Consider the following 25,594-nt stretch of genomic DNA (forward strand, 5'->3'; position numbering starts at 1 on the left):
CATAAGCGATCAATCGGTGTGACACCGATTGTGGCGGTAGGCATATTATCACTTGGTATGCTAGTCAATTGGTTCTATAAAACATTTGTGTGTAAATTGAACTTGGTCAAAGAAAATCAGAGAGCACCATGATTAATTTCAATATCAAAGACTGCCTAATTCCAATCATTGCTTTAATTATTTTTGGTTGTAGTAATGAAAATGGCTCTTCTGAGGATGATATCTTAGCGTTTGAACCGGTAGATAGTTTAGAAATAGAGCTACCAGAGGAGTTTTTACAGTTCACCTCTTGGAGCACTTACAATCGTGAAGATCAACAGATTCTAGTAGAGTATGGCTTAGGCAGTAATAACAGCCTAGTTATTCATCAGGTTGATTTTCTTTCAGGCAAGTATTTAGAACCATTAGTAATCCCTCGGCAAGGGCCAAACGGATACAATTCATCTGACGCTTCCGTTTATTTCAAAAACCGTGATTCTCTTTTCGTATTCCCTGCCACAGCTCCACATTTCTACTTATATAGTCGCTCGGGTGAGTTATTAGAAAAATACGCATATAATGCTACCGATAATTCAAAGTATAATGTCAGCGGCTATTATTCTAACGCAGTTTTCTTAGATGAGAAAATATTCATACCGACTGCACAATTTATTAGGTTTGACGATCCTAAAATCTTCACTAAATCAACCCCTGTAAGGTCGTTTGACTTTAGCAGTAATCAATTCATTGACTCTATTCCTTATCCTAGTTACACAAAAGATAAATCCATTACAGTAGATCGTCTGTCACCAACAATAGAAGCAATCAATCAGGATTCACTAGTTATTAATTATCGATTCTCAGACTCTATTTACTTCTGGAATCCAGCAACTAGTACAATATCTAGCTTGTATTTAAGCTCAGATAAATTTGGGAAGTCTAAATTATTCGATCGGTATCCAGATCGCTCACAGAGCTTGGAATTCAAGCTTAAAGAAACTGATTTTGAAACTGTTATTTATCACAAAAAACGTCTTTACAGGATTATAAGCTATGTTGATGAGAATGAGAAGTCTCTTGAAGCTTACGAGATTTTACAATATAATAAGCGAAAAATGACCCTACTCGAATATGACCTTGAAACTAAGACAAAGAGGCTATACAAGCTTCCGACCGCTAAGTATTTCACCTTTATTGATGATTACTTATATGTCGGAGGTATTTCTTTGCGAGAGGATGGTGATAAAACACTAAGGACCTTCTACAAATACAAGCTTGAATAATGCCTACTTTAATTCAAAGGAGAGTACATCTCATATCGCCAGGCAAGGTGTCCTCACCTTGACGGGGTTCAGACATTAAACCCACACCTAGACGATCAATCGGTGAGGACACCGATTGTAGCGTCTGAGCAGCTCACCCCTATTGGTCTGACCACTCGAAGTGGTCTGACCAATGAGTCTATCCCTTTCAATATTCACCTCCATTTTAATCTGAATGACATACAGAAAGTTGATGCAAATGCTTTTATGGATTTTACTATCTTAGGTGGGAAAACACACACGGAATAGATACTTCCCCGTGATTTTCTAGAAACTAAAAAGGTGCGTATGGTATGCCATATTGGACGGCTAAAGAGTTACAATTAACACCATTACCGACTGACTCCTACGTATCCAAGTGTACATTAAGTCAGATTCAAAACTATCAACAAAACATAGAATGAAACACCTAATCTACATCTGCTTTCTTCTGATTATGATTTTGAGTTCTTGCAACAACAAGAAATACAAACCAGAAGGGTTGACTAAGCTTTCCGAAACAGAATTAATTGAAAGAGCAAAACAAAAAAGACGCCCTGACATGCAAACTGTCATATTCAAAAATGAACGAGGAGAAGCATTAAATTTTGATTCCTTGCTGACAATCCAGAATCCTGAACAATGGACCATGGACAATTATGCTGATGGGAACGGTGAAGTAAAGGAAATAATTATTAGAAAGGCAACGGCAGAAGACTTAGAACTACAGGAACGAATCCGAAAAGCCTTCACATATCAACCGCCAGTTGAGCTAGTTGACATCGATTGTGCTCAAAAGCAGGAAATATTACAGGCAGTTTATGAGAGCGATCAGGGTACGCGAACCAATGGAACCATGGACCCTGAAATTGATCGCAAGAATCTCACCACAGTCATCAGTCTGATAGAAAATTGCGGAATGCCCACCTTAAACGAGGTTAATAAAACACAAATGACCGCTATATGGCTAACAATTCAGCATGGGGATCATGAAAACAGAAAGAAGTACTTTCCGCTCCTAGAGCAATCGGCAAAAAATGGTGACCTGAGATCAACAGAGATAGCCATGATGAAGGACAGGATTTTAATGGGTGATGGCAAACCACAAGTTTATGGCACCCAAATCACACAAAAGGATGGGCAATGGGTATTATACGAACTATCTGCACCTGAATCGGTCAACAAAAGAAGAACAGAAATAGGTTTTGGACCTATAGAGGATTATTTGAAGCGTTGGAATATAGAATTCAATGTAAAGCAGGTTCAATAAGGACAATTCACCGCCAGTCATGGTGTCCCCTCCATGACGGATTCCAGGCGCAAAACCCGCAACCTGGGCGATCAATCGGTGAGGACACCGATTGTGGCGGCTGAACAGCTCACCCCTATTGGTCTGACCACTTGGAGTGGTCTGACCAATAAACATACCTTTTCCATATTTGGCACCGAAAACTGCCACCATAGCGCGTCATTCAGAAGGAGAATCATCTTGATGTAAATCAAAGATGAGTCGACTGAAGAATCCGCTCGGGTATCCTTCTTGTCGATAATTGCACCCCACCAGTCATGGTGTCCTCACCATGACGGAATTCAGGCACTAATCCCGCAACATGAGCGATCAATCGGTGAGGACACCGATTGTGGCGGCTGAGCAGCCCAGCCCTATTGGTCTGACCAATGAACCTACCCTTTTCCATATTCACCCCCATTTTTATGTGAATGACATACAGAAAGTATGATGCAAATGCTTTTGTGGATTTTATTATCTTAGGTTGGAAAACACACACGGAACAGATACTTCCCCGTGATTTTCGAGAAACGAAAAAGGTGCGTTTAGCACACGATATAGTTTGGCTATAATGAACTTTTGACAAATTATAAGAATATAACAGCCACCATAGTGGCTCATAGCTAACGTTGTGCATTATTAAAACAAAACTCTTTGAATGGCATTTAAAAAGACAGTCCAAGAAAAACTACAAACTAAGCTTAATACATTAGCTCAATATGAGGCTATATCTGACAACGAGAGTTTATATCAAGTTGGTGACGATGTTTTATTACAAGTATCTGACACGGAATTAGTGTATGGAAAAACAAGATTTTCACCTACTTCTACTTCTCCACTGTGGGAGGATAATTATTCAGTGACACTTGTCCTAAGCCATAAGAACTTAACACTTGTTAACTCTAATCCAATTAACCCACCAAAGGGTGCAAAGAATGTGTTTGAGGTTTTCAAAAGTCTGGGAAATACTATCGAAAGAATTTATATAGGTCATGAATCAAATTCTATCAATGGGAATGAGATTTACATAACCAAGGCGCTTTATGAAACGATTAATCGCATCAATCGTGAAGAAGGAAAAGACAAAAAAGTAAGGGTGTTTAATCGAGTGGTTCCATATATGAACTCAGAATTTGGACTTGACACTACTGAAATTGAGGTTGAAAGAGATTACTCGCTTCTTCTTGATAAGATTCTTGCTAGTGGAGAATTTACACAAGAGGATATAATTGCATTTACGGATAGTCTAGAGTCAGGTGAATCATCTAAAGTTGTAATTGAAAAACATATCAACAAGCAAACAGAATGGCTGATAGACACAATCGAAGAAATACTAGATATTGATAGACTAACAAAGCCTAAAGTAAAAGAGATAGGCTCAGATAAGTTCAAATACACCAAAGTCAGTATTACGGGCCCAGAACATCTTATGGAGAAAGTATTGAGCGATTACGGGCAATATTCAATTTTTGGGGTTCCTGCCTTATTGAACACTGATAAATACGTTATTCATGAAGGAAGTTCACGCTCACAATTTGATTTAATCCTTATTAATCATTTAGGGGACATTGAAATCGTTGAACTCAAAAGGCCAGACCAATATCTTTTCGATTACGGGAATGGAAGAGGCAAGTTTTATCCATCTAAAGACCTTGCAATCGCCATATCACAAACTGAAAGATATATAACGGCAATTCATAAGGATAATGACGATGAATACTTGATCGTAGGAAAGAAAATAAGAGAGTTTATAAATGACGAAATTGGCAATACCATGTTTGTTGAGAGTATTCGTCCTAAGGCGTTGATAGTTATTGGTTCTTGGAAGAAACTTTCTAAAGACTATGACCAATTAAGTGATTCCGTTAAAGCCAAAGTATCAAAAGAAGACTATGACAATGATTGTCTTCAAGCATATAAAGAGTTACAACATTCATTAAAGAACATTAAAATACTGACATATTCTGAGCTATTGGAAAATGCGAGGACAAGACTAGAATTAAACAAAGAATAAACAACGCACAACAAAACCTATATGCAATACCCTCCCCCTGGTCTTAGCGCCTCGCTGAAACCTCACACCAAACAAAAAAGTCTTAGTGAGACACTAAGACTAGATTTTGAGCCCCACCCCTGCCTGCTGCAGGCAAGCTTTTGACTCGTCCTGAATTCTCGGGAGAGAGGGACATCCCATTCTGCAAGTATTAAACGACAGTGCCACTGGTTGTACTCAGAACTGTCTTCCTCCTACGGGGGAAGATAAGAGACCTTCTGGTCTTAGCGTCTCGCTGAGACCACACACCAAACAAAAAAGTCTTAGTGAGACACTAATACTAGGTTTTCCTTTTCATTCGGGAGATCCTGAAACACATTCAGGGTGATAAAACCCCTCTGTTCATTTTTAAGTAAGGCGCTAGAGTAAACGGATTCCCGATCAAGTCGGGAATGACGTGTTATAGTGAGATTCGCTCTTTCCCTACCCCTGATCCTTCTTTTTAATCATCGTCAGAATAGTGGCAATGGCTACGGTTTCGCCTGTTTCATCATATACATCCACTAAGAATTTCACGATGCCTTTAGCGATATCGTCTTTCTTTTCTTGCTCTACTTTTTCCTTCACGGTTAAACGAACACCAATAGTCGCTCCTGGGTAAACAGGCTTGGTAAAGCGACAAGTTTCTAGTCCGTAGTTCAACAATACTGGCCCCTTCTTCGCCTGAACGAATAAACCAGCCGCTGCAGAAAGCACAAAATAACCGTGTGCTACGCGACCTTCGAAGGTTGTTCCTTCCAAGGAAGTCTCGTCAGTATGCGCATAGAAATGATCCCAGCTTACGTTAGCAAAGTTTACAATATCGGTTTCGGTTACCGTTCTCTTCGCAGTGATTATGGTCTCTCCTACTTCAATATCCTCGAAGTATTTAGAGAACAAATGCTGCCCCGGATCTTTGTATTCGCCACCGTATTGGTACTGCTGCGTGATCTCCGTTAAAGTAGTTGGAGACCCCTGAATAGCGGTCCGCTGCATGTAGTGCATTACACCACGCTTTCCACCCATTTCTTCGCCTCCACCGGCTCTTCCTGGGCCACCATGCGTTAGCATTGGCATTGGCGAACCGTGACCTGTACTTTCCTTCGCGCAAGCTTCGTTCAACACTAAAATTCTTCCATGATGACTAGCTGCTCCAACTGTATACTCAGTAGCAATTTTATCATCGGCAGTAGTGATTGAAGACACCAACGAACCTTTTCCTTTCTTAGAAATGGCAATGGCCTCATCGATGGTTTTGTATGGCAAAATGGTACTTACTGGACCGAAAGCTTCCACATTGTGTGGTTCATCAACACCCAGCGGATTCTGGTTCAAGAACAGGATAGGCGAAATAAAGGCACCTTTGTCCCAATCAGCACCCATTAAATCCACTTTGTCGAGTGTACCGTAAACCATTTCAGAAGTTTTAGCCAGCTCTGCCACCTTTTTGGTTACCTCAGCCAACTGTTCCTTTCCGGCCAAAGCTCCCATTCTTACACCTTCTACTGAAGGGTCACCAATGGTGGTCTTAGCTAAAGCTTTGCCCAAAGCAATTTGAACATCTTCTACCAGCTTTTCTGGCACTATAATTCTTCGTACTGCAGTACATTTTTGCCCTGCTTTTACTGTAATTTCTTTTCGAACTTCTTTGATGAATAAGTCGAATTCTGCCGTTCCTGGCACTGCATCTTCTCCCAACACCGCACAATTCAATGAATCAGCCTCTAAGTTGAACGGAACTGAGTTTTCAATAATTTGAGGAAGCGTTTTTAGCTTCTTACCTGTTTCGAAAGAGCCAGTGAAAGTCACCACATCTTGAGAATCGACATAGTCTAAAAGTCCATTTCCGTAGCCAGAAACCAACTGCAAAGCACCATCAGGTAACAATCCTGAATCGATGATTTCTTTCACCACGGCCTGCGTTAAGTAACAAGTTTGCTCAGCTGGCTTGATGATACACGGCATTCCAGCCAACCAGTTGACTGCAGCCTTTTCCAACATTCCCCAAACCGGGAAGTTGAAAGCGTTGATATGCACCGCCACACCTTCTTTCGGCACCATAATGTGGTGACCAACGAATGATCCACCTTTAGAAAGGCCAACCATATCGCCATCTACATGGTAAGAAGTGTTCGGGAATTGACGTCTTAAACTGGCGTTTGAAAATACGTTTCCGATACCACCTTCAATGTCAATCCAGCTATCGATGCGGGTAGCACCAGTGGCTTTACTCACTTCGTAGAACTGCTCTTTCTTTTCCATGAGGTGGAAAGCTAAGGCTTTGAGCATGAGTCCACGCTCTTGGAAAGTCATTTTGCGCAAGGCTGGATTCCCTACTTTGCGCGCATAATCATATGCTGCGCTGAAGTCTAATCCTTTAATGGTATGCGTTCCAACGGCTTCGCCTGTAATGGCATGGTGCAAAACCTCGCCATCGCCATCGCCATGAATCCATTCGCCCGCTATAAAGTGTGGTATCTTATCTATCATTTCTTTTTCGTTTCGTTCCAGGTTTTATAATCTGCCGAAGCAATCGGTCGGTTAGGTTCTATTTCCCTAAGTGGTTCACATTCTTTAAGTGAAGCATAACAGTCGGCCGGAAGCTGCTGATACAACTTTGTTCCTTCTGTTTTCCAGCCAATCATATCATCGCTTACTTCTTTAATGCGTTTGGCTGGGTTACCCACAATAAGGCTTCTTTTTTCAAAAATAGAATTGGCTTTCACAAAGCTGAGTGCCCCAACAATAGACTCGTCCCCTATTTCAGACTGGTCCATTATTACGGCATTCATGCCAACCAATACGTTTTTACCAATTTGTGCTCCGTGAATAATGGCGCCATGGCCAATGTGTGCGCTTTCTTGTAAAGTGATGGTGATACCAGGAAACATATGCACAGTGCAATTTTCCTGAACGTTACAGCCATCTTCAATCACAATTCTCCCCCAATCGCCACGAATGGCTGCTCCCGGACCGATGTAAACATTTTTTCCAATGATTACATCGCCAGTAACGGCTGCCAAAGGATGGACAAATGCCGTTTCGTGCACAACAGGTTTGATATTGTTGAATTCGTAAATCATTAACCTACGTTTTCTAGGATTATGGCATAACCCTGTCCCACACCCACACACATAGTGGCGAGCGCATAACGCTTTCCGGTTTTTTGCAATTCTAAAGCTGCTGAATAAGTAATTCTAGCTCCTGTCATTCCCAGTGGGTGACCGATAGCAATAGCACCACCGTTCGGGTTGATGCGCTCATCGTTATCTTCCAAACCTAAAGCTCGAGTGCAAGAAAGTGACTGTGCTGCAAATGCCTCGTTAATCTCAATCACATCCATTTGATCGAGCGTTAATCCAGCTCTCTTCAAAGCTTTCTGTGTAGCCTCAACAGGCCCAATGCCCATAATTCTTGGCTCTACACCCACCACACCTGAAGCGACAATTCGTGCTTTTGGCGTCAATCCGTTGGCTTTAACCGCATCTTCCGAAGCTACTAAAACCGCTGCTGCACCATCGTTTAAGCCAGAAGCATTACCAGCGGTTACGCTACCATCATTTTTGAAGGCAGGTCTTAAGCCAGCGAGAATTTCTTGTGTAGTGTTGGCCTTGATAAACTCGTCTTGATTGAAAACGATTGGGTCTTTCTTTCGCTGCGGTATTTCTACCGTCACAATTTCCTCTGCCAATCTGCCACTCGCTTGTGCTTTAGCGGCTTTCATTTGAGAATTGTAAGCGAAAGCATCTTGATCGTCACGACTGATCTTGTGAATCTCTACCAAGTTTTCAGCCGTCATGCCCATGGAATCAGTTCCGTAAACCTTTTCCATTTGCGGGTTGATGAATCTCCAGCCAAAGCTTGAATCAAACATCTTTGCATCGGTACCGAAAGGTCTGGCCGATTTAGAGATCACCCAAGGCCCACGTGTCATGTTTTCTACTCCCCCAGCAATAAATAAGTCGCCATCGCCAGTTTTGATGGCACGGTTTGCCTGCACTATGGCCGACATTCCCGAAGCGCATAAACGGTTCACCGTCTCTCCTGGCACTGAGTACGGAAGTCCGGCCAAAAGCGAAGCCATTCTGGCAACATTTCGGTTGTCTTCACCTGCTTGGTTGGCACAACCCAAGATCACATCTTCGATTAGAGTTGGATCGATTTGGCTATTGCGGCTCATCAATTCTTTGATGACCAATGCGGCTAAATCATCCGTTCGGACTGCGCCTAAAGTACCTCCGAATTTGCCAATCGGAGTTCTAATTCCATCTATTATAAAAGTATCTTTCATCGATTCCATAGGTAATTCATGTCAATTAATGACATTTGAAATAGTCGAAGGGTTCCAAACAGTCGTTGCATTTAAAAAGTGATTTGCAAGCTGTAGAACCAAATTGACTTAGCAATTTTGTATTGCGAGAGCCACAGTTGGGGCACTCTATATCTTCTTCGTTGGTAGGGTTAGGTGGAGCAATTCCATATTCCTTTAATCGGGCTTTGCCCTCTTCGGTCATCAAATCAGTGCTCCATGCCGGAGAAAGGACAGTGGTAATCTTGAAATCATTGATCCCCTCCTTTTTAAGCGCATTGTTGATGTCGCGCTCAATCTCCATCATGGCAGGACAGCCAGTATAAGTTGGCGTAATTACCACCTCAATAAAGCCATCATCGCTCACTTTCACATCTCTGAGAATTCCTAAATCGGCAATTGAAATGACCGGAATTTCCGGATCTTTCACCTCATCTAGAATTTCTTCAATCTGCGATTTTGAGATTACCATTCGTTACCAGGATATGCTCTTTGTAAAAACTGTAGATCGGCTAAAATAAAGCCTAAATGCTCACTATGTGTTCCCTCTTTTCCTCCTTTGTGGGCATAGTCGCCTTCAGGAGTTGTAAGAGTAGCTTCTTCTAGAACAGCTTTAATTTTTTCGTTTCTCTTTTCTTTGATTAACTCTAAAGAAACACCATAACCGGCCTTTTCAGCTTCTTGGTCTACTGCATTCACAGAAATTATTTCGTCCTTGTATGACCAAAGTTCATTGACAGATTGCTGAATGCGGTTGTGGCTTTCTTCTGTACCATCGCCCAAGCGAATTACCCAATCACCACTCCATTTCATGTGATATAGGGTTTCTTTGTGCGATTTTGCAGCAATAGAGGCCAATCTTTCATCAGAAGACTTCATTAGCTCTTCGTAGAAATAGCAACTAAATGTGTCATACAGGAACTGTCGGAAAATAGTTTTTCCGAAATCGCCATTAGGCTGTTCTACCAACAACACATTTTTAAAGTCCCAAGCATCACGTAAGTAAGCCAAGTCATCTTCAGTCTTTCCTTCTTCTTGAAGCTCAGCAGCGTACTGGTAGAACAGTCTCGCTTGACCGATAAGATCTAGAGAGATATTGGTTGTGGCAATATCTTGCTCTAACACAGGACCGTGACCACAAAGCTCTGCCAATCGCTGACCTAAAATCAGGCAATTATCGGCTTGCTGTATGATGTAGTTGAATTTATTCTGATCCTGCATTTTACATGTGCTTTAATTCGTCAGGCAAATTGTAGAAAGTTGGATGTCTGTACACCTTATCTTTTGCTGGTTCATACATCTGGTCTGAGTCTGCCGGGTCTGAAGCCGCAATATTTGTAGACTCTACCACCCAAATGCTAACGCCTTCATTTCTGCGGGTATATACATCACGGGCATTCTGAATAGCCATGTCTGCATCGGCTGCATGCAAGCTTCCTACATGCTTGTGATTCAATCCGGCTTTACTTCTTATAAATACTTCCCAAAGGGGCCAATTCTTGTTCATCCTTTTGATTTTTGATTTTAGATGTTCGCCCCGATGCCTCGGGGTACGAGTTATCTACTTTGTTTTTTCTACTTTACCCTTAATCCCTAAAGGGAGCGATCATACTGCATTAACTCACCTTTCAGGTCGCGGGGTCGCATTTCTGTTCCAACCCGACAAAGTAGACATTATGCTGCCTTCCTTTTGGCTTTCTTCTCGGCATGAGCATTGGCGGCTTCTCTTACCCAAGCGCCATTGTCCCAAGCAGATTTACGAGCCTCTATCCTTTGCTTATTGCAAGGACCATTACCGCTAATTACGTTGAAGAATTCTTTCCAATCAATTTCACCGAAATCATAATGTCCTCGTTCTTCATTCCATTTCAAATCTTTGTCTGGAACAGTTAGACCTAGCAATTCAGCTTGAGGAACAGTTACATCTACAAACTTCTGACGCAACTCGTCATTGGTGAATCTTTTGATTCTCCAGCGCATAGATTGCTCAGTATGCTTAGAATCTTTATCGGTTGGGCCAAACATCATTAATGAAGGCCACCACCAACGGTTCAATGCATCTTGCGCCATTTTCTTTTGCTCGTCAGAACCATTGCAAAGCGTAAGCATAATCTCATACCCTTGTCTTTGATGGAAAGATTCTTCCTTACACACTCTTACCATGGCTCTAGCATAAGGTCCATAAGAAGCACGGCAAAGCGGCACTTGGTTCATGATTGCAGCACCATCAACCAACCAACCAATGGCACCCATATCGGCCCAAGTGAGTGTTGGGTAATTGAAAATACTTGAATACTTGGCTTTACCAGAGTGTAGATCTGCGAATAAGTCGTCTCTATCTACACCTAATGTTTCACAAGCCGAGTAAAGATATAATCCGTGACCAGCCTCATCTTGAACTTTGGCAAGCGCAGCAGCCTTTCTTCTAAGTGAAGGAGCTCTTGTAATCCAGTTCGCTTCTGGCAGCATACCAACAATTTCTGAATGGGCATGCTGAGAAATCTGTCTGATCAACGTTTTACGGTAATGATCTGGCATCCAGTCTTTCGGTTCAATCCGAATATCTTGGTCGATCTTCTCGTTGAAATGCTGTTCTAATAATGCTGTATCCATAATTCTTGAGTTCTGGTTAAACGTCAAAATTCAATTTTACTGTTTCTGTTTTCGGGTAGCTCTGGCAGCTGAGTACCATGCCATTGGCCAATTCGTCTGGCTCTAAGGCATAATTTACTTCCATATCTACCGAGCCTTCTTCTACCTTACATATACAGGTGCTACAAACGCCACCTTTACAGGCGTAAGGTAAATCTAGACCATTGAGGATGGCTACATCCAAAATAGATTCACGTGAGTCGTAAGGGAAAGTGTAATTATTTCCATCTAACACCACGGTAACCTCACTTTTGGCCTGCTCATGCGTTTGCTCTTTCTTCTTACCTCCTCCTAATTTACCTAAAGGAGAAGTAAAAAGCTCCATGTGAATCTTCTTTGTTGGAACTTCCAACTCTAATAATGAGTCTCTGATGGACAGCATCATTGGTTCTGGGCCACAAGTGAAGAATTCATCTACTGAGTCTACATTGAAGAAGACTTGTGCAAATCGCTTCACCTTCTCTTGATCAATATAGCCTTGGTACATATCCATTTCTACCACCTCATCGCTTAAGACGTGGTGTAGAACAAACCTGTTCATGTATTTATTTTTAAGCGCTTCTAGTCTTTCCTGAAAGATGATAGAAGCAGATTTTCTATTGGCATAGAATAAGGTGAAATGGCTATTTGGTTCTGTTCTTAAGGTAGTCTCTATGATGGAAATGATTGGTGTGATACCACTACCTCCGGCAAAAGCCACATAGGTTTTCTCGTTTTCAGGATTCAACTCTGAGTAAAAACGTCCGTTTGGAGGCATTACCTCCACCATATCACCCACTTTGAGCTGGTCATTAGCAAAATTAGAAAACAAGCCACCCTCTACCCTTTTAATGGCTACCGTCAATTCATTGTCTAAAGGACATGAGCAGATAGAATATGAACGCCTCACCTCGTCACCATTTATAGTCTCTCTTAGGGTAAGATATTGCCCTTGCTTATACTGAAAATCGTCCTTTAGATTCTCAGGAATATCGAAAGATACCGCTGCTGAATCTTCAGTAGGATGATATAAGTCTTTGACTTTTAATGGATAGAATGCCATAACACTAATTTACTCTAGTTAAAAACTAACCAATATTAGTTAATGTTCGAAAAAAAATTAAGCCTTTTTCAAAATTCCTTTAAGAATGCCCTGCTTCAAATAGGCCTCCATTTCTAAACGATTATAATTCTTATATCGTGCGCACCAAGCATAAAGCGACCTGAGCGTAGAGAGAATCATAAACAGCATGAAGTTAACATCCATTTGAACTACATCGCCTTCAAACATGGCTTGCTCCAAAATTTCTTTGAACTGGTTTTCGTAGCTATCGCGAAGCTTTACATATTCCAATCTCTCATCAGCCTCAAGGTGTGTCCACTCACTGAGCATCAACGACATAGCATCTGGATTGACCACCGTAAGTTCGATATGGAGAGAAATGACCCGATCTATTTTATCTAATGAACTTAAAGAAGACGCATGAATTTCGTTGATTCTATGGTTGAACTCCCTGGCATTATTCATCACCAAAATAGATAAGAGCTCATGCTTCGATTTGATATGGTTATAAAGGCTAGGCCCTTCCATTCCCACCTTTTCGGCAATTTGTCTTAGCGAAGCCCCTTTAAAGCCTCTGGTTCTGAACAATTTAGCCGCCTGTTCTAAAATCTGCTGCTTACGCGAAGTGAGGCCATCCGTTGGTTTCATGGGCGAAAAATAGTGAATAATATTTTGGTGCAATCATTTATCACGCTCATCCAACTCTGAATGGGCTCATAGCACTCACTTTAAATTAACTAGTTGTTTACCACCAATTTGGATTTTGGTCTGTCATCCTTCAGCAAATATCTCGAGATTAGAGTAAAATACAACGCAATGAAAAATCTATTCAACACCCTCTTAATCAGCGCACTAATCCTATCTTCAAGCTTAGTAAATGGTCAGCAAGCAAGATTTAAAGACCATCTCCGAATTGATGTTCAGAGTCCTAACCTTCCTATTTACTATAAGTACTCAGAAAACGATTCTACCACTGTCACCATTGAATTGAGTTATGACAACTTCTACACTAAGAGTTTTCTTAAGAACGAAGAAATGGCATTATCCTTTTCAGATTCTGACCGAACCACAGTCTCACAAGGCAACGGAGGGGTTTATCGAAAAGCTAACTACAAATGGAAAGGCGATACCTTGTTTCTAGATTTCTATCCTTACTGGAATAAAAATGAATCTACAGGCCTAAAATCACCTATAGGTGTCACTGATATTGAAAGGCAACACCCTAAAGGCGGTACCTACTTTATAAAAATACCGAACAGGACCTCTTTGAAAGTGAGCACCAGAGCTGTAGCGGTTGGGGCTTTAACTGTTCCATTCAGATTACACTTTAATGGTAGAAACAGCGACAGTGACTACTTATTTACAAAAGATTTAAACGTAGGATTCTATGTGGGACTTGAAAGAGGATACAAATCATTCTACAACAGCAAGTATACCGATAAGGAATCGAGCACTACCCTAGTTTTTAGCTTTTTTAGCTTGTTGAGTGGACAAAGCCTAAAGCCAGGTAATACTTCTGACAGATACCCTGAAGGCAAAGAAACGTTTGAGGCATTCTACTCTCCGGGACTCATGACAACTCTAGCTTTTGGAGACATTCAATTAATAGCCGCCTTTGGAGTAGACCTCCCCCTATCTAATAACGCGAGTCAGTGGGATTTCTCAAGACGACCATGGGTAGGATTTGGTGCTGGCTACTCTATTTTCAAGCGATAGGGATACGATCTATCAACTTATGGCTCGTAGAAAATAAGTATTTCCTTGTTTTTCAGCATGATCTGAAGGCGTCAGACCTTTGTTGTCCTTTATGGTTGAATCGGCTTTGGCGGCTATGAGCATATCAATGATCTCTGGCTTGCCATAGCCTGCAGCGTAAGTCATTACATTAGCTCCGTTGATGTTCTTAGCTTGAGTAGATGCTCCTTTATCGAGCAAGTAACGGACAATTTCCGGATAGCCTTTAAAGACAGCCCCCATCAAAGCTGTATTGCCTGCTCCATCTACATCATTGATTCTGGCACCTTTTTCCAAAAGCGACTTGAGTATTTCAAGCTGATCGAAGTATGCAGCCATAATTAGAGGAGTAAATCCTCTTTCATCTGGTTCGTTTACTAAATCAGGGTTTTCATTGATCAGGTTAATAACGGTTTCCCTAGAACCCGTACGAATTGCTTGCTGTAATTCTGCTACTAACTCTTTCATACTTAGCCTATTTTTGACCTGAAATTCACACTGTTCTACACTTAAAACAAATTGATTATTTAGAGACAGTATTGATGAAAACAATAAAACAATTTAAGCTTCACTCTTAAAATCATTTACCCTTGCATAAGGATATGTATCTATTTTATTGAGTCTGTAGTAAGTATTTAAGCCAGAAATTCCGGCAAGATTGAGTTTATCAAGTTCTAGATATCCTTCTGAAGTTATGGCATCTTCTTCAACAATCAGGTGTTGGATTTCGCCCACCAATAGGATGGTCCCGTTTTGACGAATAGGATATTGATCTACCAGTTTAAGCCCCATTTTAAGCTTGCTCTGTTGAACAAATGGTGCGTCAAAACCATCTACATACTCAGGTATGAAACCACAGGTTTCGAATTCGGATTCCTCCTCTTCAAATTTGGCAGAGGTGTAGTGTGCCTCTTTGGTCATTTCGGCACCTACTGCATTGATGGTATAAACACCACTTTCTTCAATATTGGAAAAGGTATGTCTTGGCACTTCATCGGTTGGCCTGGTAACCATTCCGATCAGTGGCGGATTGCTCCCCAAGTGTACCACAGAAGAAAAAATAGCCAAGTTTTCAACACCTTGACTATTTTTTGTGCCTATCAAATTGGCGGGTTTAATGCCAGTAACTGAATTAATCAGGTTCAGTCGGTAAATTTTATCTAGCGATTTTATTTCGTTTCCGTTCAGCTGCATCATTGATATTTTAGAACCAACTCGAGCCGAAAGAAACTGTTCAAGCTCCAGCTAAAAATCATTCAGCCCTTACTCTCATTTGCGCCAATTTTATTACGAAGATCTCTTAGTTCCTCTTCTAAAGACTCTATGTAATCCGTTTGATTTTGGAGAACTTCCTGAATTTGTTCTTCTGTATACCGTGGTGTAATGTGCTGAGGACAATTCCAATCGAAGGCCTCAATGTGGTAGAAAATAATGCGCTCCGGTTTTGCTTTGTAGCCATCAGTTAATAAAGACGACTCTAATTCCGGTCTTTCTCCGAGTTCTACTACTTCAGCTTTGGCATAAACCTTTAACCTAGCTCGGTTTGGGTAGTCCATTAAAAATAAGGCTACCTTATTACTATGATGAAGATTGCCTAAAGAAATGTATTGACGGTTACCGGAAAAATCTAGGAAACCCAGAGTTCTGTCATCAAGCACTTTTAAAAAGCCTTTAGGCCCTCCTCTGTGTTGAATATATGGAAAGCCATTTTCTCCAATACTCGCTGCGTAAAAACTATCACGCTCATTTACAAAGCGAGCCTCGTTTTCTGTTAAACCGCTGTAAGAGCTAAATCTCTCAACTCTTTCGTAGTTTCTGCGGCTGCCATACTTCTCTTGAAGAGATCTAATTGCATCTGAAAATGCCAATTTTGCATAGTTCATATCACTAAGTTTATAGCTTCCTTTCAGACTCTAGAATTGGCAGGTCATTAATGCTTGCATAGCGCTTCTGCATTAATCCATTTTCATTGAACTCCCAGTTTTCATTACCATAGGCTCTGAACCAATCGCCTGCTTCGTTTTGGTACTCGTATTCAAAACGAACAGCAATTCGGTTATCGGTATGCGACCAATATTCCTTCTTGAGCTTATAGTTTTTTTCTTTCTTCCATTTCTCTGAAAGAAAAGAACGAATCTCTTCGCGCCCGTTGACAAACTGTGAACGATTTCTCCATTCACTGTCTATTGTATATGCCATAGAAACTTTCTGAGGATCTTGGCTATTCCAAGCATCTTCTGCCATCTGAATCTTTTGCTTGGCAGTTTCTTCGCTAAATGGTGGTAGTGGGTATTTTTTTTCCATTGTAATTACTTTAAAAGAACTTGGGACAAGCACTGCCTGTCCCAAGAGAATTAACCTACACTCACTTGTTTTGACTTCTTCGATTTTATCAAAGCATAGTCGATAATTAATGTTAATGGAATGGCATAAGCCCAGTGTCTCACCATGGTAATAACAGGAATCATTGGGCTAAGCTTGAGCCCTGCCACTCCTGCCCCTAAAAGTGGGAACATAAAGAACCAAACTAATGCTACGGTTTCTGCCGAAGCAAAAATGGCTGCTTTTGCCCACTTAGGCCCCCAAAGTGAAGGCGCAATACCTGCATATAGAATGGAAAGCAAGACTCCGTTTCCGTAGTGACCTGCTACTCCGTATGCTAAGCCCAAGCCAGTCTTCTCACCTATCAGGGCGGGAATATCCCACCATTGACCAGTAAACATTAGACCTACAATATCGAATGCTAGCGTACCTAGTACACCCGCAATAATGGCGTTTTGCCAGTTGATTTTATTTTGCATGACCTGTGGTTAAAATCCATTCGGAAGCGTTAGGCCTCCGAATGAACTGGTGTGAATTAAGCTTCTACTGTATCTAGTTCTTGAGCTATAGGAAAGTCTACTGGAACTTGAGTGAGGTTGTGCAGGTAGTTCATCACCACTTTATCTGCAATGGCTACCACTACATCTACTAAAGCTCCTTTGCTGTAGCCAGCATTAAAGAAGTTTTCTAAAGTAGACTCACTTACCTGACCTCTGTTCAGGTTAATCTCTGAAGCCAATTTTACCAGTGTATCAAACTTCTCATTGAAAGAAGCTTTACCACTTCTAAGCTCAAGAATCTGGTCATCTGTAAAACCATTCATTTTACTGATTGCAGTGTGCGCACTTTGGCAATACGTACAGTTGTTGCCTTGGCTAACCACTAGGTTTACCACTTCTTTTTCTTTGTTAGAAAGAGATGTTTTAGACTGCTGTAATTGTAGGTAATTTCCTAGAGCAGTGTCTGAGTAAGCCATGGTGGCATAAAGGTTTGGAACAAAGCCCAATTGGCTTTTCAAATTGTCGAAGATTTGCTGATTGCTTTCTCCTACTTCTTCTCTTGTTGGTACGTTAAAGGTTTTCATAATTTTTTGTTTTTGTTGTTTCAATTTTTGCCTGACTTCAGGCGATATGAAAAACAAACAGACAGGTCTGTTCTTTTAGTTCAAAAAATTTTAACCTTTTTCGATAATTTCTTCAGACATGGCTCTAGCAGTCTCTATTGGCCATTTTTCATTAAAAACTCTTGCTTCCATTAGTGCCGCCTCGTACATCATATATAAACGATTCGCCATATCGCTAGGGTCTTTAGCAGTAACATTTTCTTCAACCAACCTTAGAAACCAGGCCTTCATGGCTTTCTTCTGCCGAATTATTTCTTCCATCATCAGCTTATCGTCTTTAGAGATTTCGGCAATGGTGTTCAAGCTCCAACATCCCCTAAAAGAGCCTGACTCAAAGAAGTCAGCGACATGGTCTATTATTGCTAGCAGTTTTGCCTTGCCTTTTGGCTGAGCATCTATTCGAGCCGAAAGCTTTTTATTCGCCTCAATCTCCATATGAATGAGATACTCCACCCCTATTTCTTCCTTAGATCTGAAGTGCTGATACATACTTGCTTTGGCCACACCAGACTTTTCTAGTATTTCATTAATACCGGTTCTGTTGTAGCCATTTTTGTAGAAGAGCTCAGAAGCAGTCTCCACAATTCTTTCCTTCACTGGTCTCTTTTTCATATCACAAATTTATTAATAAACAGACAAGTATGTATACATGTTCAATTTCCTAAGAAATCAGCTTCTGCCCAACTCATTATTTGACCGCAAACCTTACAGCCGTTTTGTACTCCAACGGATCTGTAGAAGACGGGTCATTAAGGTACTCCTCGAACGGGTGAATGCCTTTTTTAGCCTTAAATGCTTTACTCCTTTGCAGATTCATCATCATAGACCAAGCATTGCCTAAATGCTCATAAGGCCCTGTGTGTATTACGCTATAAGTCTCAATTGCCGGAATTTCGCCCTTTACGAAATCTCCAGGAAGGCTTGATGGAATAGAGCTAACAGGCACTCCAACTGAGTATTGGCAAGTACCTTTCCCAAACTTCCATTTATGATAAATTGATACTGGATTGCCGGCAATTATATCCTTTTTATCATCCATGAATGCCCATAACTTCTCAAAGTCCTTTGTCATGGCATCAGACATATCTGCAATCTTGCATTCTGTCTTCAAGCCAATGTATTGACATCCGCTGTACGTTCCAGATTTTTCTATTTCTAGCTTAGAGTGCACTTCACCATCCTCCACATAGTCTTTCAAGAGCTTTAGGCCTCTTTCATAATCCATACCTATAAAAGCTTCCATCATGCTCTTCATGAAAAGCATAAAGAAGGGCATTGAGCTGTCCATTGTCCAAGTAACCTTAGTTTTATCACCCACAGGCTTAAGGTTAAAGCCCACTTTTGCTTTAGACTTCCATGGCTTTAGAAACACCAAGTCTATTGCCAAGCTCTCATTTTCCTTTTCTGAAGTAATGGTCATATTTCCTGAACCAGTTCGCTCCCCCTCCCACTCATAATACTTGGCATCATCTCTCACAATAACTTTTGTCTCTGGCTCCAGAATTAGCCATGGCGACCATGTTTTCCAATGGTTCAGATCATTCAATTTTGGAAACACCTGACCTACAGGAGCGTTGATCTCGATAGATCGGGAAATATTCATTTTAGGCATAGCTGATGAGTTTTAAGAGGAATGAAGATATGATTTTTGTTCAACAGTTGTTTAAAGCAAAGGCAAGTATTGCCAAACCTTTTCATTTTAAAAAAATGCTTCCCAAATCGGAAAAGCGATCACCGACAAACACTACATTTGGGGCATAATAGGCCATTTTCGGCCTTGGCACTTCAATTGAACAACAACAGACAAAAATTCAAAAAACCATGAAAAACAAACTGAAACTATTTGCAATCACCCTTTTATCTGCCGTGATGCTTTACGGATGTAATGCTAGTAACTCACTTAAAGGTGCTGGTATTGGTGGAGCTGCTGGTGGTGTACTTGGAGGCGTAATTGCAGGAAAAGATAATACAGCAACTGGAGTAATTATAGGATCTGCCATAGGCGGTACAGCGGGTGCCCTAATTGGTAAGAGAATGGACAAACAAGCCGAAGAGCTAAGAGCTGACTTAGAGGGCGCTGATGTAGAAAGAATTGGAGAAGGTATTAAAATCACTTTCGATTCTGGAATTATGTTCGCTACTAACCAGTCTTCTTTAAATGTTGATACTAAAACCAATCTTCAAGATTTAGCAACTGTGTTGAAAAAATATGAAGACACGAATGTGCTTATTGAAGGTCATACCGATAGTACTGGTGATGCAGCTTACAACCAAACCTTATCAGAAAAAAGAGCTTCATCAGTTCAAGATTACCTAATTAGTTTAGGTATTGACTACAGCAGATTGAGCATGGCTGGATATGGCGAATCTCAACCAGTAGCAGACAATGGAACCAACGCTGGTAGACAAGCCAATAGAAGAGTTGAAGTAGCTATTTATGCTAACGATAAAATGAAAAGAATGGCAAAAAGAGGTGAACTTGGTCAAGACTAATCACTCTCCATTCTAAATGAAGAACTTAAGGAGCACGTTAAACGGTGCTCCTTTTTTTGTATTCGAGAGCCATTAATTCCTCACAAAAAGGAATAACTGCTCTTTATTAAAAGACTACCTTCGCGAGAACTTAATACCTCAAGAAATGGAAAATAGACCGAATGGAGAGATATTGGTGAGCCTTGTAAAAGACTCAATGCCCTTTGGAAAGTATAAGGGAACCAAAATCTGCGATCTACCCATTTTCTACCTTGAATGGTTTGCCAGAGAAGGCTTTCCCAAAGGCAAACTAGGCATGCAATTACAAACGGTTTATGAGATTAAGCTCAATGGTCTAGAAGATATTCTAAGGCAATTGAAGCGAACTATTTAGTAGCAGCCAACACCTTTTGCATCATCTCCCCTATTTTGCTAGGCTCTAACCAACGAGTAACCACCACCATATTGTTAGTTTTATCTACCACAATAAAGTTACCTCCAAAACCCGCAGCATAGTAGATAGACTCGTCCTCTACGCCTTTCCATTTTCTCGGCCCTCTATTCAGCCACCACATATATCCGTAGCTTTCCATAGCCTCAGACGGTTGCTGAACAGCATTCACCCAATTCTCAGAAATTAACCGGCGGCCATTCCATTTACCATTATTGAGGAAAAGCAGACCAAATCTGGCCTGATCTAGCGTATTGATGAAAACACCTCCACCTGAGTGACCTCCGCCAGTAACCGACTGCATTTTTATACCATCTATGTTTACCCAAGCTTTATCGCCTCCATACCATCTCCATGTGGTAGAAGCACCAATCGGATCCATAATTCTTTCTTTAAGCACCTGAGGAAGTGGTTTTCTCCAAACGTTTAGAAGCGAATAAGCCAAGACATTCACTCTTACGTCATTGTATTCCATAACTGTTCCCACTTCCACTGGTTTGGCTGTTCTCCAATCATCAATCCCACCTCTTCTTGGAGGTCTATCGGCCCAGTCGTACAAACCAAAAAGCTGTCCACTCCATGCAGATGATTGATTTAGCAAATGATGCCATTTGATGGTAGAGTTATGAGCCCCATTAAAAGTACCATCCCAAACATAATCACCCACCAAGTCTTCTGTGCTTCTAATCAATCCATCGTCTATGGCCAAACCAGCCATGGTAGAAAGGTAGCTCTTGGTCACACTGAAGGTCATATCTACGCGATCTACATCGCCCCATTGAGCCACAATGTATCCATCTTTAATAATTACTCCCGCTGGTCCACCTCTCTTTTTGGTGGGGCCTAATATCTCATGGAAAGGCTCAGTTCTAAAGCCTTCTAGAATAGCTATTCTCAAATCTTTGGAACCAGAGTATTCATTTGCCTCGGCAAATTTTACTGCTTCAGAAAGTAAGTCTTGATTCAACCCTAGGCTTGAAGCTTCCTTGACTTGCCAGGTACCTCGAGCTGGAAAGTAACCTTGAGCCTGAATGGATACAGAAGTGACTAATAGAAGAGATAGGATAAGTGATTTCATGAGGACTAATTTAATCCGAATCAACCGACAATCAAGGATCAAATCAACAAGCCTTATATAAGTGGAAAAAGAAAGGAGGCCATGACACCTCCTTCCACCTAATCGAAAACATGAACAACTCTGTTATTCACGCTTATTCTGGTGCAAAACTAACAACGTATTGTTAATTGTAAAGTATTGTTAACATATAAAATGAGCTTAATCAGTAAAAAAGAAGCACTTAGCGCATTTCATAACTCAATTCTGTCTAAAAAATTAGGGCAGCCTGCAGAAGCAGACTACCCAGACTCAACCAACTAATCAGACACTGGCCGCTTGCCGTTACCCAAACGACCTGTGAAAACTCTTTATCAACTATGTGATGTATATACGAAGCTGAGCAGGCACTTAGATTTAATGGTCTTGAATTATTTTCTTCCCCACAAGTTCCCAAAGAAAACTGACCGACAACCCTACTCCTCAAAAGAATAAACCGAACTCAACGGAAAAAACACTCATTTATTCTTAGTAAACACATAAAAACCGCCTATTATTTCAACTATAACTAATACCACCATTTTATATTTTGAATTCCAGGTATTTATCCGTAATTTCTAAGTCTAGATTAACTGAAGTAGAACTTTTAAAGACGAGCGATATGAATTTCACAGGAGCAAAAGCACCAGAGCCAGCCAAGAATATTAAAGACTACAGGCCAGTTACCGACTACATGACAAAAGAGGTAATTACGTTTCATCCACTTCAGAGCATTGCCGATGCCATGGATGTATTCCTTGAAAAAAGAATATCTGGCGCTCCGGTAATGGACGATGATGGTAAAATTATTGGAATACTATCGGAGATAGACTGCTTAAAGATTATGGTAGATGAGGCATACCACAACCTCCCTCATGGTAAAATTACTGTATTGCAATACATGAGTAACAACGTGGCAACAGTATCTGTAACTGCCGATGTGTTGGATGTAGCCTCCAAATTTCTACACACCCATTATAGAAGGTTCCCGGTAATTGATCACTCGGGTAAACTCGTAGGGCAAATTAGTAGAAGAGACATCCTTCAGGCCACTAGAGACTTAAAAACGTCTACCTGGTAATCTTACCAAACATCTTTCCATTGAGGATGCTTCAGCAATGTTGACTTCACAAAAGGGCAAAGCGGAAGCATCTTGATATTTTTAGACCTTACATAATCCACAGCAAACTCCACTAGCTTTAATCCTACACCTTTTCCTCTCAAGCCGTCACTAATTTCTGTATGATCTATGATTATACGCTGATCTCCCGCCTTGGAAAAAGTCATTTCCGCAACTATTTCTTCATTCTCTTCTATATAAAAACTTCCTTTGTTTTCGTGTTCTTTCACTTGTATCTTCCAATCCATACGCTCCCAACTTTTGTATGAAGTCTAAAGTTTATTTTTTCCGAATCTTAGTTATAGGCTTTTTCGTTCAGCTCATTTCATTCAATTATGCTGAAGGACAACGCTTAACCTACGAAGGCTTTTTGAAAGGTGAAAAAGTAGGAGAACTAGTTGCTGAGCGCGAAGTGAATGATGAAAATGTGAAAATCATTATTCAAACTAAATTAGATGCTCAGCTAATAGTCAAAATAAAGCTGGAATTATATTCTGAGTCTACCTATATAAATCAAAGTCTATTTCAGGCCTCATCTACTGCCAAAGTAAATGGGCAGCTAAAGTCTGATGTGCAAACAGTAAAATATGGCAACGAATATCAGGTTGAAGTTGATGGCAAGAAAAGAACGCTGGCGCATTCAGAGCTTCTGGGTGCCGACCTATTTTACTTTGAAGAACCCAAGGGCATAAAACATGCTTATGCTCTTTCTTCAGGAGAAATGATTGAAATTACTGAAACTGCTAACCAGACTTATTATTTCAAACGAAATGGTAAAAAAGAGTTCCATAAATACTCAGAGGGTGTTTTAGATGAATTAGAGATAAACCACAAGCTCTTCACCATTACCTTTAAACTGAAAAAGGAACTCTAAAAGATTCTTTTAAGAGAAGAAACTCTTCATAGGGAACACTAAAGTAAGTGAAGAGCAATCTGATAATAGATAACCATTGAAAAGCTTCATCATAGAAGACAGGCATATCAACTCTTCATTTAATTCAGACATATTTCCCATACCGGTTAGTCTCAATACTCCTTTACTAGCAAAAGTCGAAAAAGTGAAATCTACTTTTTCTGGCTCATCGGTTAACCCAATAAAGTTAGTCATGGTATCAATAAACAGTCTTTTATCTAGAATGATAAGACACAAACTGCTCATCTTCTTTAAGGTAAGCTGAACATCAAGGCTTTGACCCAGCTCCTGAACAAGTGCTGCAGGATCTTCCGGAACTAAACCGCTATTCTTGTTTGAATTTGAATTAGAACGATGGTTGTCCATCGATTGAGAAAGTAGTGCAAGGTGGCTCATGGTTTTGTTGTTTATGATTCAAACTTCACCATAAACAGCCCGTAAATTGATCGCAAAAGACCTAAGCTCAAAGTTTAGGTAAATCACCTAACCCCTCACCTACAACAACTTAAGCTCTTTAAACCACATAAAACCGACTTTAAAAGCTCTTCATAAAGAATTTGAAAACCACTGTCCATTTATAATTAGTAATTCAATAGACAGCATGAGGTCCTTTTGCCTGCCTGAAAAAAAATTCATTTTTAACTATCTGGTCTACAGGCAGAAATAAAAAAGTGTAAATATTTTCACTGGAGGAGTTTGCAAATCAAAATGAAGCCACTACTTTTGCATCACCTTAAACGAAAGGGACAAACAAAAAACATTTTGGAGCGGTAGTTCAGCTGGTTAGAATGCCTGCCTGTCACGCAGGAGGTCGCGGGTTCGAGTCCCGTCCGTTCCGCATAAAAGCTCAGTCATAGACTGGGCTTTTTTTATGCCCAAAAATCCTAAAGGCGGTAAGAACGCCTGTCCCGAGTTGCTCGGGAAGGTTGTAGGGTTCGAGCCCCTCCTATATCGCTAAAAGCCTCATGGCAATCTAAGTTTATTGTTTCTAGCTACTCTTTCTTCATTACACACTCAAAGCAAACTCTCTTAAGAATATATTATCTTAACACGAACGCCACGGACACACATGCACTATACTTATATTCTTCAAAGCAAAAAGGATTGCTCTTTCTACGTAGGATACTCTGAGTCTTAACCTAAAAAACGATTACCGCAGAGACTGGGTATGATTCCAAAAACCACCTCTAAAAGAATTCTAGCTCTCAACCCTAGTAAAAGCAAACCAAGCACCTCCAATAGCTATAGATAACACATCGTACCAATCGGGAGTAAACGCTGCTGACAGCAGCGGAAAAAGCACCTCAGAAATAAAGGAGAGCATAAAAACCCAAGCTACTATTTCAAGCATTTGAATTCTCTCCCCTTCCACCCACCAACTACGTTGCCATTGGTAAATCACCAAGAATATAGCAGAGAAACAAAACGGGTCCAGGTAATTATCGAGAAAATGGATCTTTAGCTGAAATAGGTGTTGGAGAGCTTGATGCAATCCGAACAGAATTGCTGGAACAAGAAAACTATAGTGCAGAAAATACCTGATCAAAGTGCAATAGCTAGGGCAAGAATAAAAAGCAGCAGAATAACCGGACTAGCCACAATAATAAAAACAACGCCTCCAACTGCTTTCAACAATTTCAAGAGAATTGTTCCAAAGCCATCACCTTTCCTAATAGTTATGGCACTTACCCACGACTTAAATAGGCCTTTTCCTTTATTGGTAATTGCTTTTTGTTGGTCTTTAACTGATGACATATTGAATT

30 protein-coding genes and 1 tRNA gene are annotated in these 25,594 nt (G+C 40.7%); 9 read left to right on the forward strand and 22 right to left on the reverse strand.

Annotation, left to right across the window (positions count from 1 at the left end; translation table 11 throughout):
* Positions 1-128 precede the first annotated feature (128 nt).
* From AWW68_RS16045 to AWW68_RS16060, 3 genes are all read left to right on the forward strand, one after another.
* Positions 129-1,262 carry a hypothetical protein gene (locus tag AWW68_RS16045; RefSeq protein ID WP_068223201.1) on the forward strand — a complete coding sequence of 378 codons (1,134 nt, stop codon included), beginning with the start codon at positions 129-131 and terminating at the stop codon, positions 1,260-1,262.
* Positions 1,263-1,701: 439 nt separating this feature from the next.
* Complete coding sequence (locus AWW68_RS16050; protein WP_157717681.1) at positions 1,702-2,550, forward strand: DUF6624 domain-containing protein; 849 nt, start codon at positions 1,702-1,704, stop codon at positions 2,548-2,550.
* Positions 2,551-3,226: 676 nt separating this feature from the next.
* Positions 3,227-4,582 carry a Shedu anti-phage system protein SduA domain-containing protein gene (locus AWW68_RS16060; RefSeq protein ID WP_068223210.1) on the forward strand — a complete coding sequence of 452 codons (1,356 nt, stop codon included), beginning with the start codon at positions 3,227-3,229 and terminating at the stop codon, positions 4,580-4,582.
* Positions 4,583-5,044: 462 nt separating this feature from the next.
* Here the strand turns inward: AWW68_RS16060 and paaZ are convergent, their stop codons facing one another.
* The 9 genes from paaZ to AWW68_RS16105 form a co-directional block, all read right to left on the reverse strand.
* On the reverse strand, positions 5,045-7,090 hold the full coding sequence (gene paaZ, locus AWW68_RS16065; protein ID WP_068223213.1) for a phenylacetic acid degradation bifunctional protein PaaZ: 2,046 nt from the start codon (positions 7,088-7,090) through the stop codon (positions 5,045-5,047).
* Entirely contained in the window at positions 7,087-7,683 is a 597-nt protein-coding gene (locus AWW68_RS16070) for an acyltransferase (RefSeq protein ID WP_068223216.1), read from the reverse strand. The genes paaZ and AWW68_RS16070 overlap by 4 nt, the downstream gene beginning before the upstream one ends.
* The gene (gene pcaF, locus AWW68_RS16075; protein WP_068223219.1) at positions 7,683-8,891 is read right to left on the reverse strand and encodes a 3-oxoadipyl-CoA thiolase; all 1,209 of its coding nucleotides are present in this window, start codon (positions 8,889-8,891) and stop codon (positions 7,683-7,685) included. The genes AWW68_RS16070 and pcaF overlap by 1 nt, the downstream gene beginning before the upstream one ends.
* A gap of 25 nt (positions 8,892-8,916) precedes the next feature.
* On the reverse strand, positions 8,917-9,381 hold the full coding sequence (gene paaD, locus AWW68_RS16080; protein ID WP_068223221.1) for a 1,2-phenylacetyl-CoA epoxidase subunit PaaD: 465 nt from the start codon (positions 9,379-9,381) through the stop codon (positions 8,917-8,919).
* Positions 9,375-10,130: a 1,2-phenylacetyl-CoA epoxidase subunit PaaC gene (paaC, locus tag AWW68_RS16085; protein WP_068223224.1), complete on the reverse strand. Its 756-nt coding sequence runs from the start codon at positions 10,128-10,130 to the stop codon at positions 9,375-9,377. The genes paaD and paaC overlap by 7 nt, the downstream gene beginning before the upstream one ends.
* A gap of 1 nt (position 10,131) precedes the next feature.
* On the reverse strand, positions 10,132-10,416 hold the full coding sequence (paaB, locus tag AWW68_RS16090; RefSeq protein ID WP_068223227.1) for a 1,2-phenylacetyl-CoA epoxidase subunit PaaB: 285 nt from the start codon (positions 10,414-10,416) through the stop codon (positions 10,132-10,134).
* 167 nt (positions 10,417-10,583) lie between these two features.
* Positions 10,584-11,522 carry a 1,2-phenylacetyl-CoA epoxidase subunit PaaA gene (gene paaA / locus AWW68_RS16095; RefSeq protein WP_068223230.1) on the reverse strand — a complete coding sequence of 313 codons (939 nt, stop codon included), beginning with the start codon at positions 11,520-11,522 and terminating at the stop codon, positions 10,584-10,586.
* A 16-nt stretch (positions 11,523-11,538) separates the two neighbouring features.
* The gene (gene paaE / locus AWW68_RS16100) at positions 11,539-12,603 is read right to left on the reverse strand and encodes a 1,2-phenylacetyl-CoA epoxidase subunit PaaE (RefSeq protein WP_068223232.1); all 1,065 of its coding nucleotides are present in this window, start codon (positions 12,601-12,603) and stop codon (positions 11,539-11,541) included.
* Positions 12,604-12,660: 57 nt separating this feature from the next.
* Positions 12,661-13,251 (reverse strand): TetR/AcrR family transcriptional regulator, encoded by a 591-nt coding sequence (locus tag AWW68_RS16105; RefSeq protein WP_068223235.1) that lies wholly within the window; start codon positions 13,249-13,251, stop codon positions 12,661-12,663.
* Between the two features lie 168 nt (positions 13,252-13,419).
* Between AWW68_RS16105 and AWW68_RS16110 the strand changes: the two genes are divergently transcribed.
* Entirely contained in the window at positions 13,420-14,319 is a 900-nt protein-coding gene (locus tag AWW68_RS16110; protein WP_157717682.1) for a hypothetical protein, read from the forward strand.
* 12 nt (positions 14,320-14,331) lie between these two features.
* Here the strand turns inward: AWW68_RS16110 and AWW68_RS16115 are convergent, their stop codons facing one another.
* The 8 genes from AWW68_RS16115 to AWW68_RS16150 all read right to left on the reverse strand — a co-directional run bounded on the left by AWW68_RS16115 (position 14,332) and on the right by AWW68_RS16150 (position 19,394).
* Positions 14,332-14,805, reverse strand: a complete 474-nt coding sequence (locus AWW68_RS16115) for an ankyrin repeat domain-containing protein (RefSeq protein ID WP_068223240.1) — start codon at positions 14,803-14,805, stop codon at positions 14,332-14,334.
* A gap of 93 nt (positions 14,806-14,898) precedes the next feature.
* On the reverse strand, positions 14,899-15,534 hold the full coding sequence (locus AWW68_RS16120) for a flavin reductase family protein (RefSeq protein WP_245660258.1): 636 nt from the start codon (positions 15,532-15,534) through the stop codon (positions 14,899-14,901).
* A gap of 59 nt (positions 15,535-15,593) precedes the next feature.
* Positions 15,594-16,220, reverse strand: coding sequence for a pyridoxamine 5'-phosphate oxidase family protein (locus AWW68_RS16125; protein WP_068223243.1), 627 nt, complete (start codon positions 16,218-16,220; stop codon positions 15,594-15,596).
* A gap of 10 nt (positions 16,221-16,230) precedes the next feature.
* Complete coding sequence (locus AWW68_RS16130; RefSeq protein WP_068223245.1) at positions 16,231-16,641, reverse strand: nuclear transport factor 2 family protein; 411 nt, start codon at positions 16,639-16,641, stop codon at positions 16,231-16,233.
* 50 nt (positions 16,642-16,691) lie between these two features.
* The gene (locus AWW68_RS16135) at positions 16,692-17,138 is read right to left on the reverse strand and encodes a hypothetical protein (protein ID WP_068223247.1); all 447 of its coding nucleotides are present in this window, start codon (positions 17,136-17,138) and stop codon (positions 16,692-16,694) included.
* 56 nt (positions 17,139-17,194) lie between these two features.
* Complete coding sequence (locus tag AWW68_RS16140) at positions 17,195-17,743, reverse strand: carboxymuconolactone decarboxylase family protein (protein ID WP_068223250.1); 549 nt, start codon at positions 17,741-17,743, stop codon at positions 17,195-17,197.
* Between the two features lie 90 nt (positions 17,744-17,833).
* Positions 17,834-18,394: a TetR/AcrR family transcriptional regulator gene (locus tag AWW68_RS16145; protein WP_068223253.1), complete on the reverse strand. Its 561-nt coding sequence runs from the start codon at positions 18,392-18,394 to the stop codon at positions 17,834-17,836.
* A 76-nt stretch (positions 18,395-18,470) separates the two neighbouring features.
* Entirely contained in the window at positions 18,471-19,394 is a 924-nt protein-coding gene (locus tag AWW68_RS16150) for an SRPBCC family protein (RefSeq protein ID WP_068223256.1), read from the reverse strand.
* A 209-nt stretch (positions 19,395-19,603) separates the two neighbouring features.
* Between AWW68_RS16150 and AWW68_RS16155 the strand changes: the two genes are divergently transcribed.
* Together AWW68_RS16155 and AWW68_RS16160 are read left to right on the forward strand one after the other, a co-directional pair.
* Positions 19,604-20,275 (forward strand): OmpA family protein, encoded by a 672-nt coding sequence (locus AWW68_RS16155; protein ID WP_068223258.1) that lies wholly within the window; start codon positions 19,604-19,606, stop codon positions 20,273-20,275.
* Positions 20,276-20,420: 145 nt separating this feature from the next.
* Entirely contained in the window at positions 20,421-20,648 is a 228-nt protein-coding gene (locus tag AWW68_RS16160; RefSeq protein ID WP_068223260.1) for a DUF3820 family protein, read from the forward strand.
* On the opposite strand, the gene AWW68_RS16165 is transcribed toward AWW68_RS16160, so the two are convergent.
* Positions 20,641-21,783, reverse strand: coding sequence for a serine hydrolase domain-containing protein (locus tag AWW68_RS16165; RefSeq protein ID WP_068223263.1), 1,143 nt, complete (start codon positions 21,781-21,783; stop codon positions 20,641-20,643). The genes AWW68_RS16160 and AWW68_RS16165 overlap by 8 nt on opposite strands.
* A 637-nt stretch (positions 21,784-22,420) precedes the next feature.
* Here AWW68_RS16165 and AWW68_RS16170 point away from each other — a divergent pair.
* Entirely contained in the window at positions 22,421-22,879 is a 459-nt protein-coding gene (locus tag AWW68_RS16170) for a CBS domain-containing protein (protein ID WP_068223265.1), read from the forward strand.
* A 2-nt stretch (positions 22,880-22,881) separates the two neighbouring features.
* On the opposite strand, the gene AWW68_RS16175 is transcribed toward AWW68_RS16170, so the two are convergent.
* The gene (locus AWW68_RS16175; protein ID WP_068223269.1) at positions 22,882-23,166 is read right to left on the reverse strand and encodes a GNAT family N-acetyltransferase; all 285 of its coding nucleotides are present in this window, start codon (positions 23,164-23,166) and stop codon (positions 22,882-22,884) included.
* 17 nt (positions 23,167-23,183) lie between these two features.
* Here AWW68_RS16175 and AWW68_RS16180 point away from each other — a divergent pair, with 17 nt between their 5' ends.
* Positions 23,184-23,792, forward strand: a complete 609-nt coding sequence (locus AWW68_RS16180) for a DUF6134 family protein (protein ID WP_068223272.1) — start codon at positions 23,184-23,186, stop codon at positions 23,790-23,792.
* 9 nt (positions 23,793-23,801) lie between these two features.
* Here AWW68_RS16180 and AWW68_RS16185 read toward each other — a convergent pair whose 3' ends face one another.
* The gene (locus AWW68_RS16185; protein WP_157717683.1) at positions 23,802-24,227 is read right to left on the reverse strand and encodes a hypothetical protein; all 426 of its coding nucleotides are present in this window, start codon (positions 24,225-24,227) and stop codon (positions 23,802-23,804) included.
* Between the two features lie 368 nt (positions 24,228-24,595).
* Here AWW68_RS16185 and AWW68_RS16190 point away from each other — a divergent pair.
* A tRNA-Asp gene (locus AWW68_RS16190) sits at positions 24,596-24,669 on the forward strand.
* Between the two features lie 360 nt (positions 24,670-25,029).
* On the opposite strand, the gene AWW68_RS20165 is transcribed toward AWW68_RS16190, so the two are convergent.
* Both AWW68_RS20165 and AWW68_RS16200 read right to left on the reverse strand, forming a co-directional pair.
* Positions 25,030-25,182, reverse strand: a complete 153-nt coding sequence (locus AWW68_RS20165) for a hypothetical protein (RefSeq protein WP_157717684.1) — start codon at positions 25,180-25,182, stop codon at positions 25,030-25,032.
* A 191-nt stretch (positions 25,183-25,373) separates the two neighbouring features.
* A complete protein-coding gene (locus AWW68_RS16200; RefSeq protein ID WP_068223281.1) occupies positions 25,374-25,586 on the reverse strand; it encodes a hypothetical protein in 213 nt (70 codons plus the stop codon).
* Positions 25,587-25,594 lie beyond the last annotated feature (8 nt).

The organism is Roseivirga spongicola, assembly GCF_001592965.1.
Classification (GTDB): domain Bacteria; phylum Bacteroidota; class Bacteroidia; order Cytophagales; family Cyclobacteriaceae; genus Roseivirga; species Roseivirga spongicola.

What these genes read in the sequence shown, in the direction of transcription:
- AWW68_RS16045 (WP_068223201.1), top strand. Translation starts at nt 129, where the DNA reads ATGATTAATTTCAATATCAAAGACTGCCTAATTCCAATCATTGCTTTA.
- AWW68_RS16050 (WP_157717681.1), top strand. Translation starts at nt 1,702, where the DNA reads ATGAAACACCTAATCTACATCTGCTTTCTTCTGATTATGATTTTGAGT.
- AWW68_RS16060 (WP_068223210.1), top strand. Translation starts at nt 3,227, where the DNA reads ATGGCATTTAAAAAGACAGTCCAAGAAAAACTACAAACTAAGCTTAAT.
- paaZ (WP_068223213.1), bottom strand. Translation starts at nt 7,090, where the DNA reads ATGATAGATAAGATACCACACTTTATAGCGGGCGAATGGATTCATGGC.
- AWW68_RS16070 (WP_068223216.1), bottom strand. Translation starts at nt 7,683, where the DNA reads ATGATTTACGAATTCAACAATATCAAACCTGTTGTGCACGAAACGGCA.
- pcaF (WP_068223219.1), bottom strand. Translation starts at nt 8,891, where the DNA reads ATGAAAGATACTTTTATAATAGATGGAATTAGAACTCCGATTGGCAAA.
- paaD (WP_068223221.1), bottom strand. Translation starts at nt 9,381, where the DNA reads ATGGTAATCTCAAAATCGCAGATTGAAGAAATTCTAGATGAGGTGAAA.
- paaC (WP_068223224.1), bottom strand. Translation starts at nt 10,130, where the DNA reads ATGCAGGATCAGAATAAATTCAACTACATCATACAGCAAGCCGATAAT.
- paaB (WP_068223227.1), bottom strand. Translation starts at nt 10,416, where the DNA reads ATGAACAAGAATTGGCCCCTTTGGGAAGTATTTATAAGAAGTAAAGCC.
- paaA (WP_068223230.1), bottom strand. Translation starts at nt 11,522, where the DNA reads ATGGATACAGCATTATTAGAACAGCATTTCAACGAGAAGATCGACCAA.
- paaE (WP_068223232.1), bottom strand. Translation starts at nt 12,603, where the DNA reads ATGGCATTCTATCCATTAAAAGTCAAAGACTTATATCATCCTACTGAA.
- AWW68_RS16105 (WP_068223235.1), bottom strand. Translation starts at nt 13,251, where the DNA reads ATGAAACCAACGGATGGCCTCACTTCGCGTAAGCAGCAGATTTTAGAA.
- AWW68_RS16110 (WP_157717682.1), top strand. Translation starts at nt 13,420, where the DNA reads ATGAAAAATCTATTCAACACCCTCTTAATCAGCGCACTAATCCTATCT.
- AWW68_RS16115 (WP_068223240.1), bottom strand. Translation starts at nt 14,805, where the DNA reads ATGAAAGAGTTAGTAGCAGAATTACAGCAAGCAATTCGTACGGGTTCT.
- AWW68_RS16120 (WP_245660258.1), bottom strand. Translation starts at nt 15,534, where the DNA reads ATGATGCAGCTGAACGGAAACGAAATAAAATCGCTAGATAAAATTTAC.
- AWW68_RS16125 (WP_068223243.1), bottom strand. Translation starts at nt 16,220, where the DNA reads ATGAACTATGCAAAATTGGCATTTTCAGATGCAATTAGATCTCTTCAA.
- AWW68_RS16130 (WP_068223245.1), bottom strand. Translation starts at nt 16,641, where the DNA reads ATGGAAAAAAAATACCCACTACCACCATTTAGCGAAGAAACTGCCAAG.
- AWW68_RS16135 (WP_068223247.1), bottom strand. Translation starts at nt 17,138, where the DNA reads ATGCAAAATAAAATCAACTGGCAAAACGCCATTATTGCGGGTGTACTA.
- AWW68_RS16140 (WP_068223250.1), bottom strand. Translation starts at nt 17,743, where the DNA reads ATGAAAACCTTTAACGTACCAACAAGAGAAGAAGTAGGAGAAAGCAAT.
- AWW68_RS16145 (WP_068223253.1), bottom strand. Translation starts at nt 18,394, where the DNA reads ATGAAAAAGAGACCAGTGAAGGAAAGAATTGTGGAGACTGCTTCTGAG.
- AWW68_RS16150 (WP_068223256.1), bottom strand. Translation starts at nt 19,394, where the DNA reads ATGCCTAAAATGAATATTTCCCGATCTATCGAGATCAACGCTCCTGTA.
- AWW68_RS16155 (WP_068223258.1), top strand. Translation starts at nt 19,604, where the DNA reads ATGAAAAACAAACTGAAACTATTTGCAATCACCCTTTTATCTGCCGTG.
- AWW68_RS16160 (WP_068223260.1), top strand. Translation starts at nt 20,421, where the DNA reads ATGGAAAATAGACCGAATGGAGAGATATTGGTGAGCCTTGTAAAAGAC.
- AWW68_RS16165 (WP_068223263.1), bottom strand. Translation starts at nt 21,783, where the DNA reads ATGAAATCACTTATCCTATCTCTTCTATTAGTCACTTCTGTATCCATT.
- AWW68_RS16170 (WP_068223265.1), top strand. Translation starts at nt 22,421, where the DNA reads ATGAATTTCACAGGAGCAAAAGCACCAGAGCCAGCCAAGAATATTAAA.
- AWW68_RS16175 (WP_068223269.1), bottom strand. Translation starts at nt 23,166, where the DNA reads ATGGATTGGAAGATACAAGTGAAAGAACACGAAAACAAAGGAAGTTTT.
- AWW68_RS16180 (WP_068223272.1), top strand. Translation starts at nt 23,184, where the DNA reads ATGAAGTCTAAAGTTTATTTTTTCCGAATCTTAGTTATAGGCTTTTTC.
- AWW68_RS16185 (WP_157717683.1), bottom strand. Translation starts at nt 24,227, where the DNA reads ATGAGCCACCTTGCACTACTTTCTCAATCGATGGACAACCATCGTTCT.
- AWW68_RS20165 (WP_157717684.1), bottom strand. Translation starts at nt 25,182, where the DNA reads ATGCTTGAAATAGTAGCTTGGGTTTTTATGCTCTCCTTTATTTCTGAG.
- AWW68_RS16200 (WP_068223281.1), bottom strand. Translation starts at nt 25,586, where the DNA reads ATGTCATCAGTTAAAGACCAACAAAAAGCAATTACCAATAAAGGAAAA.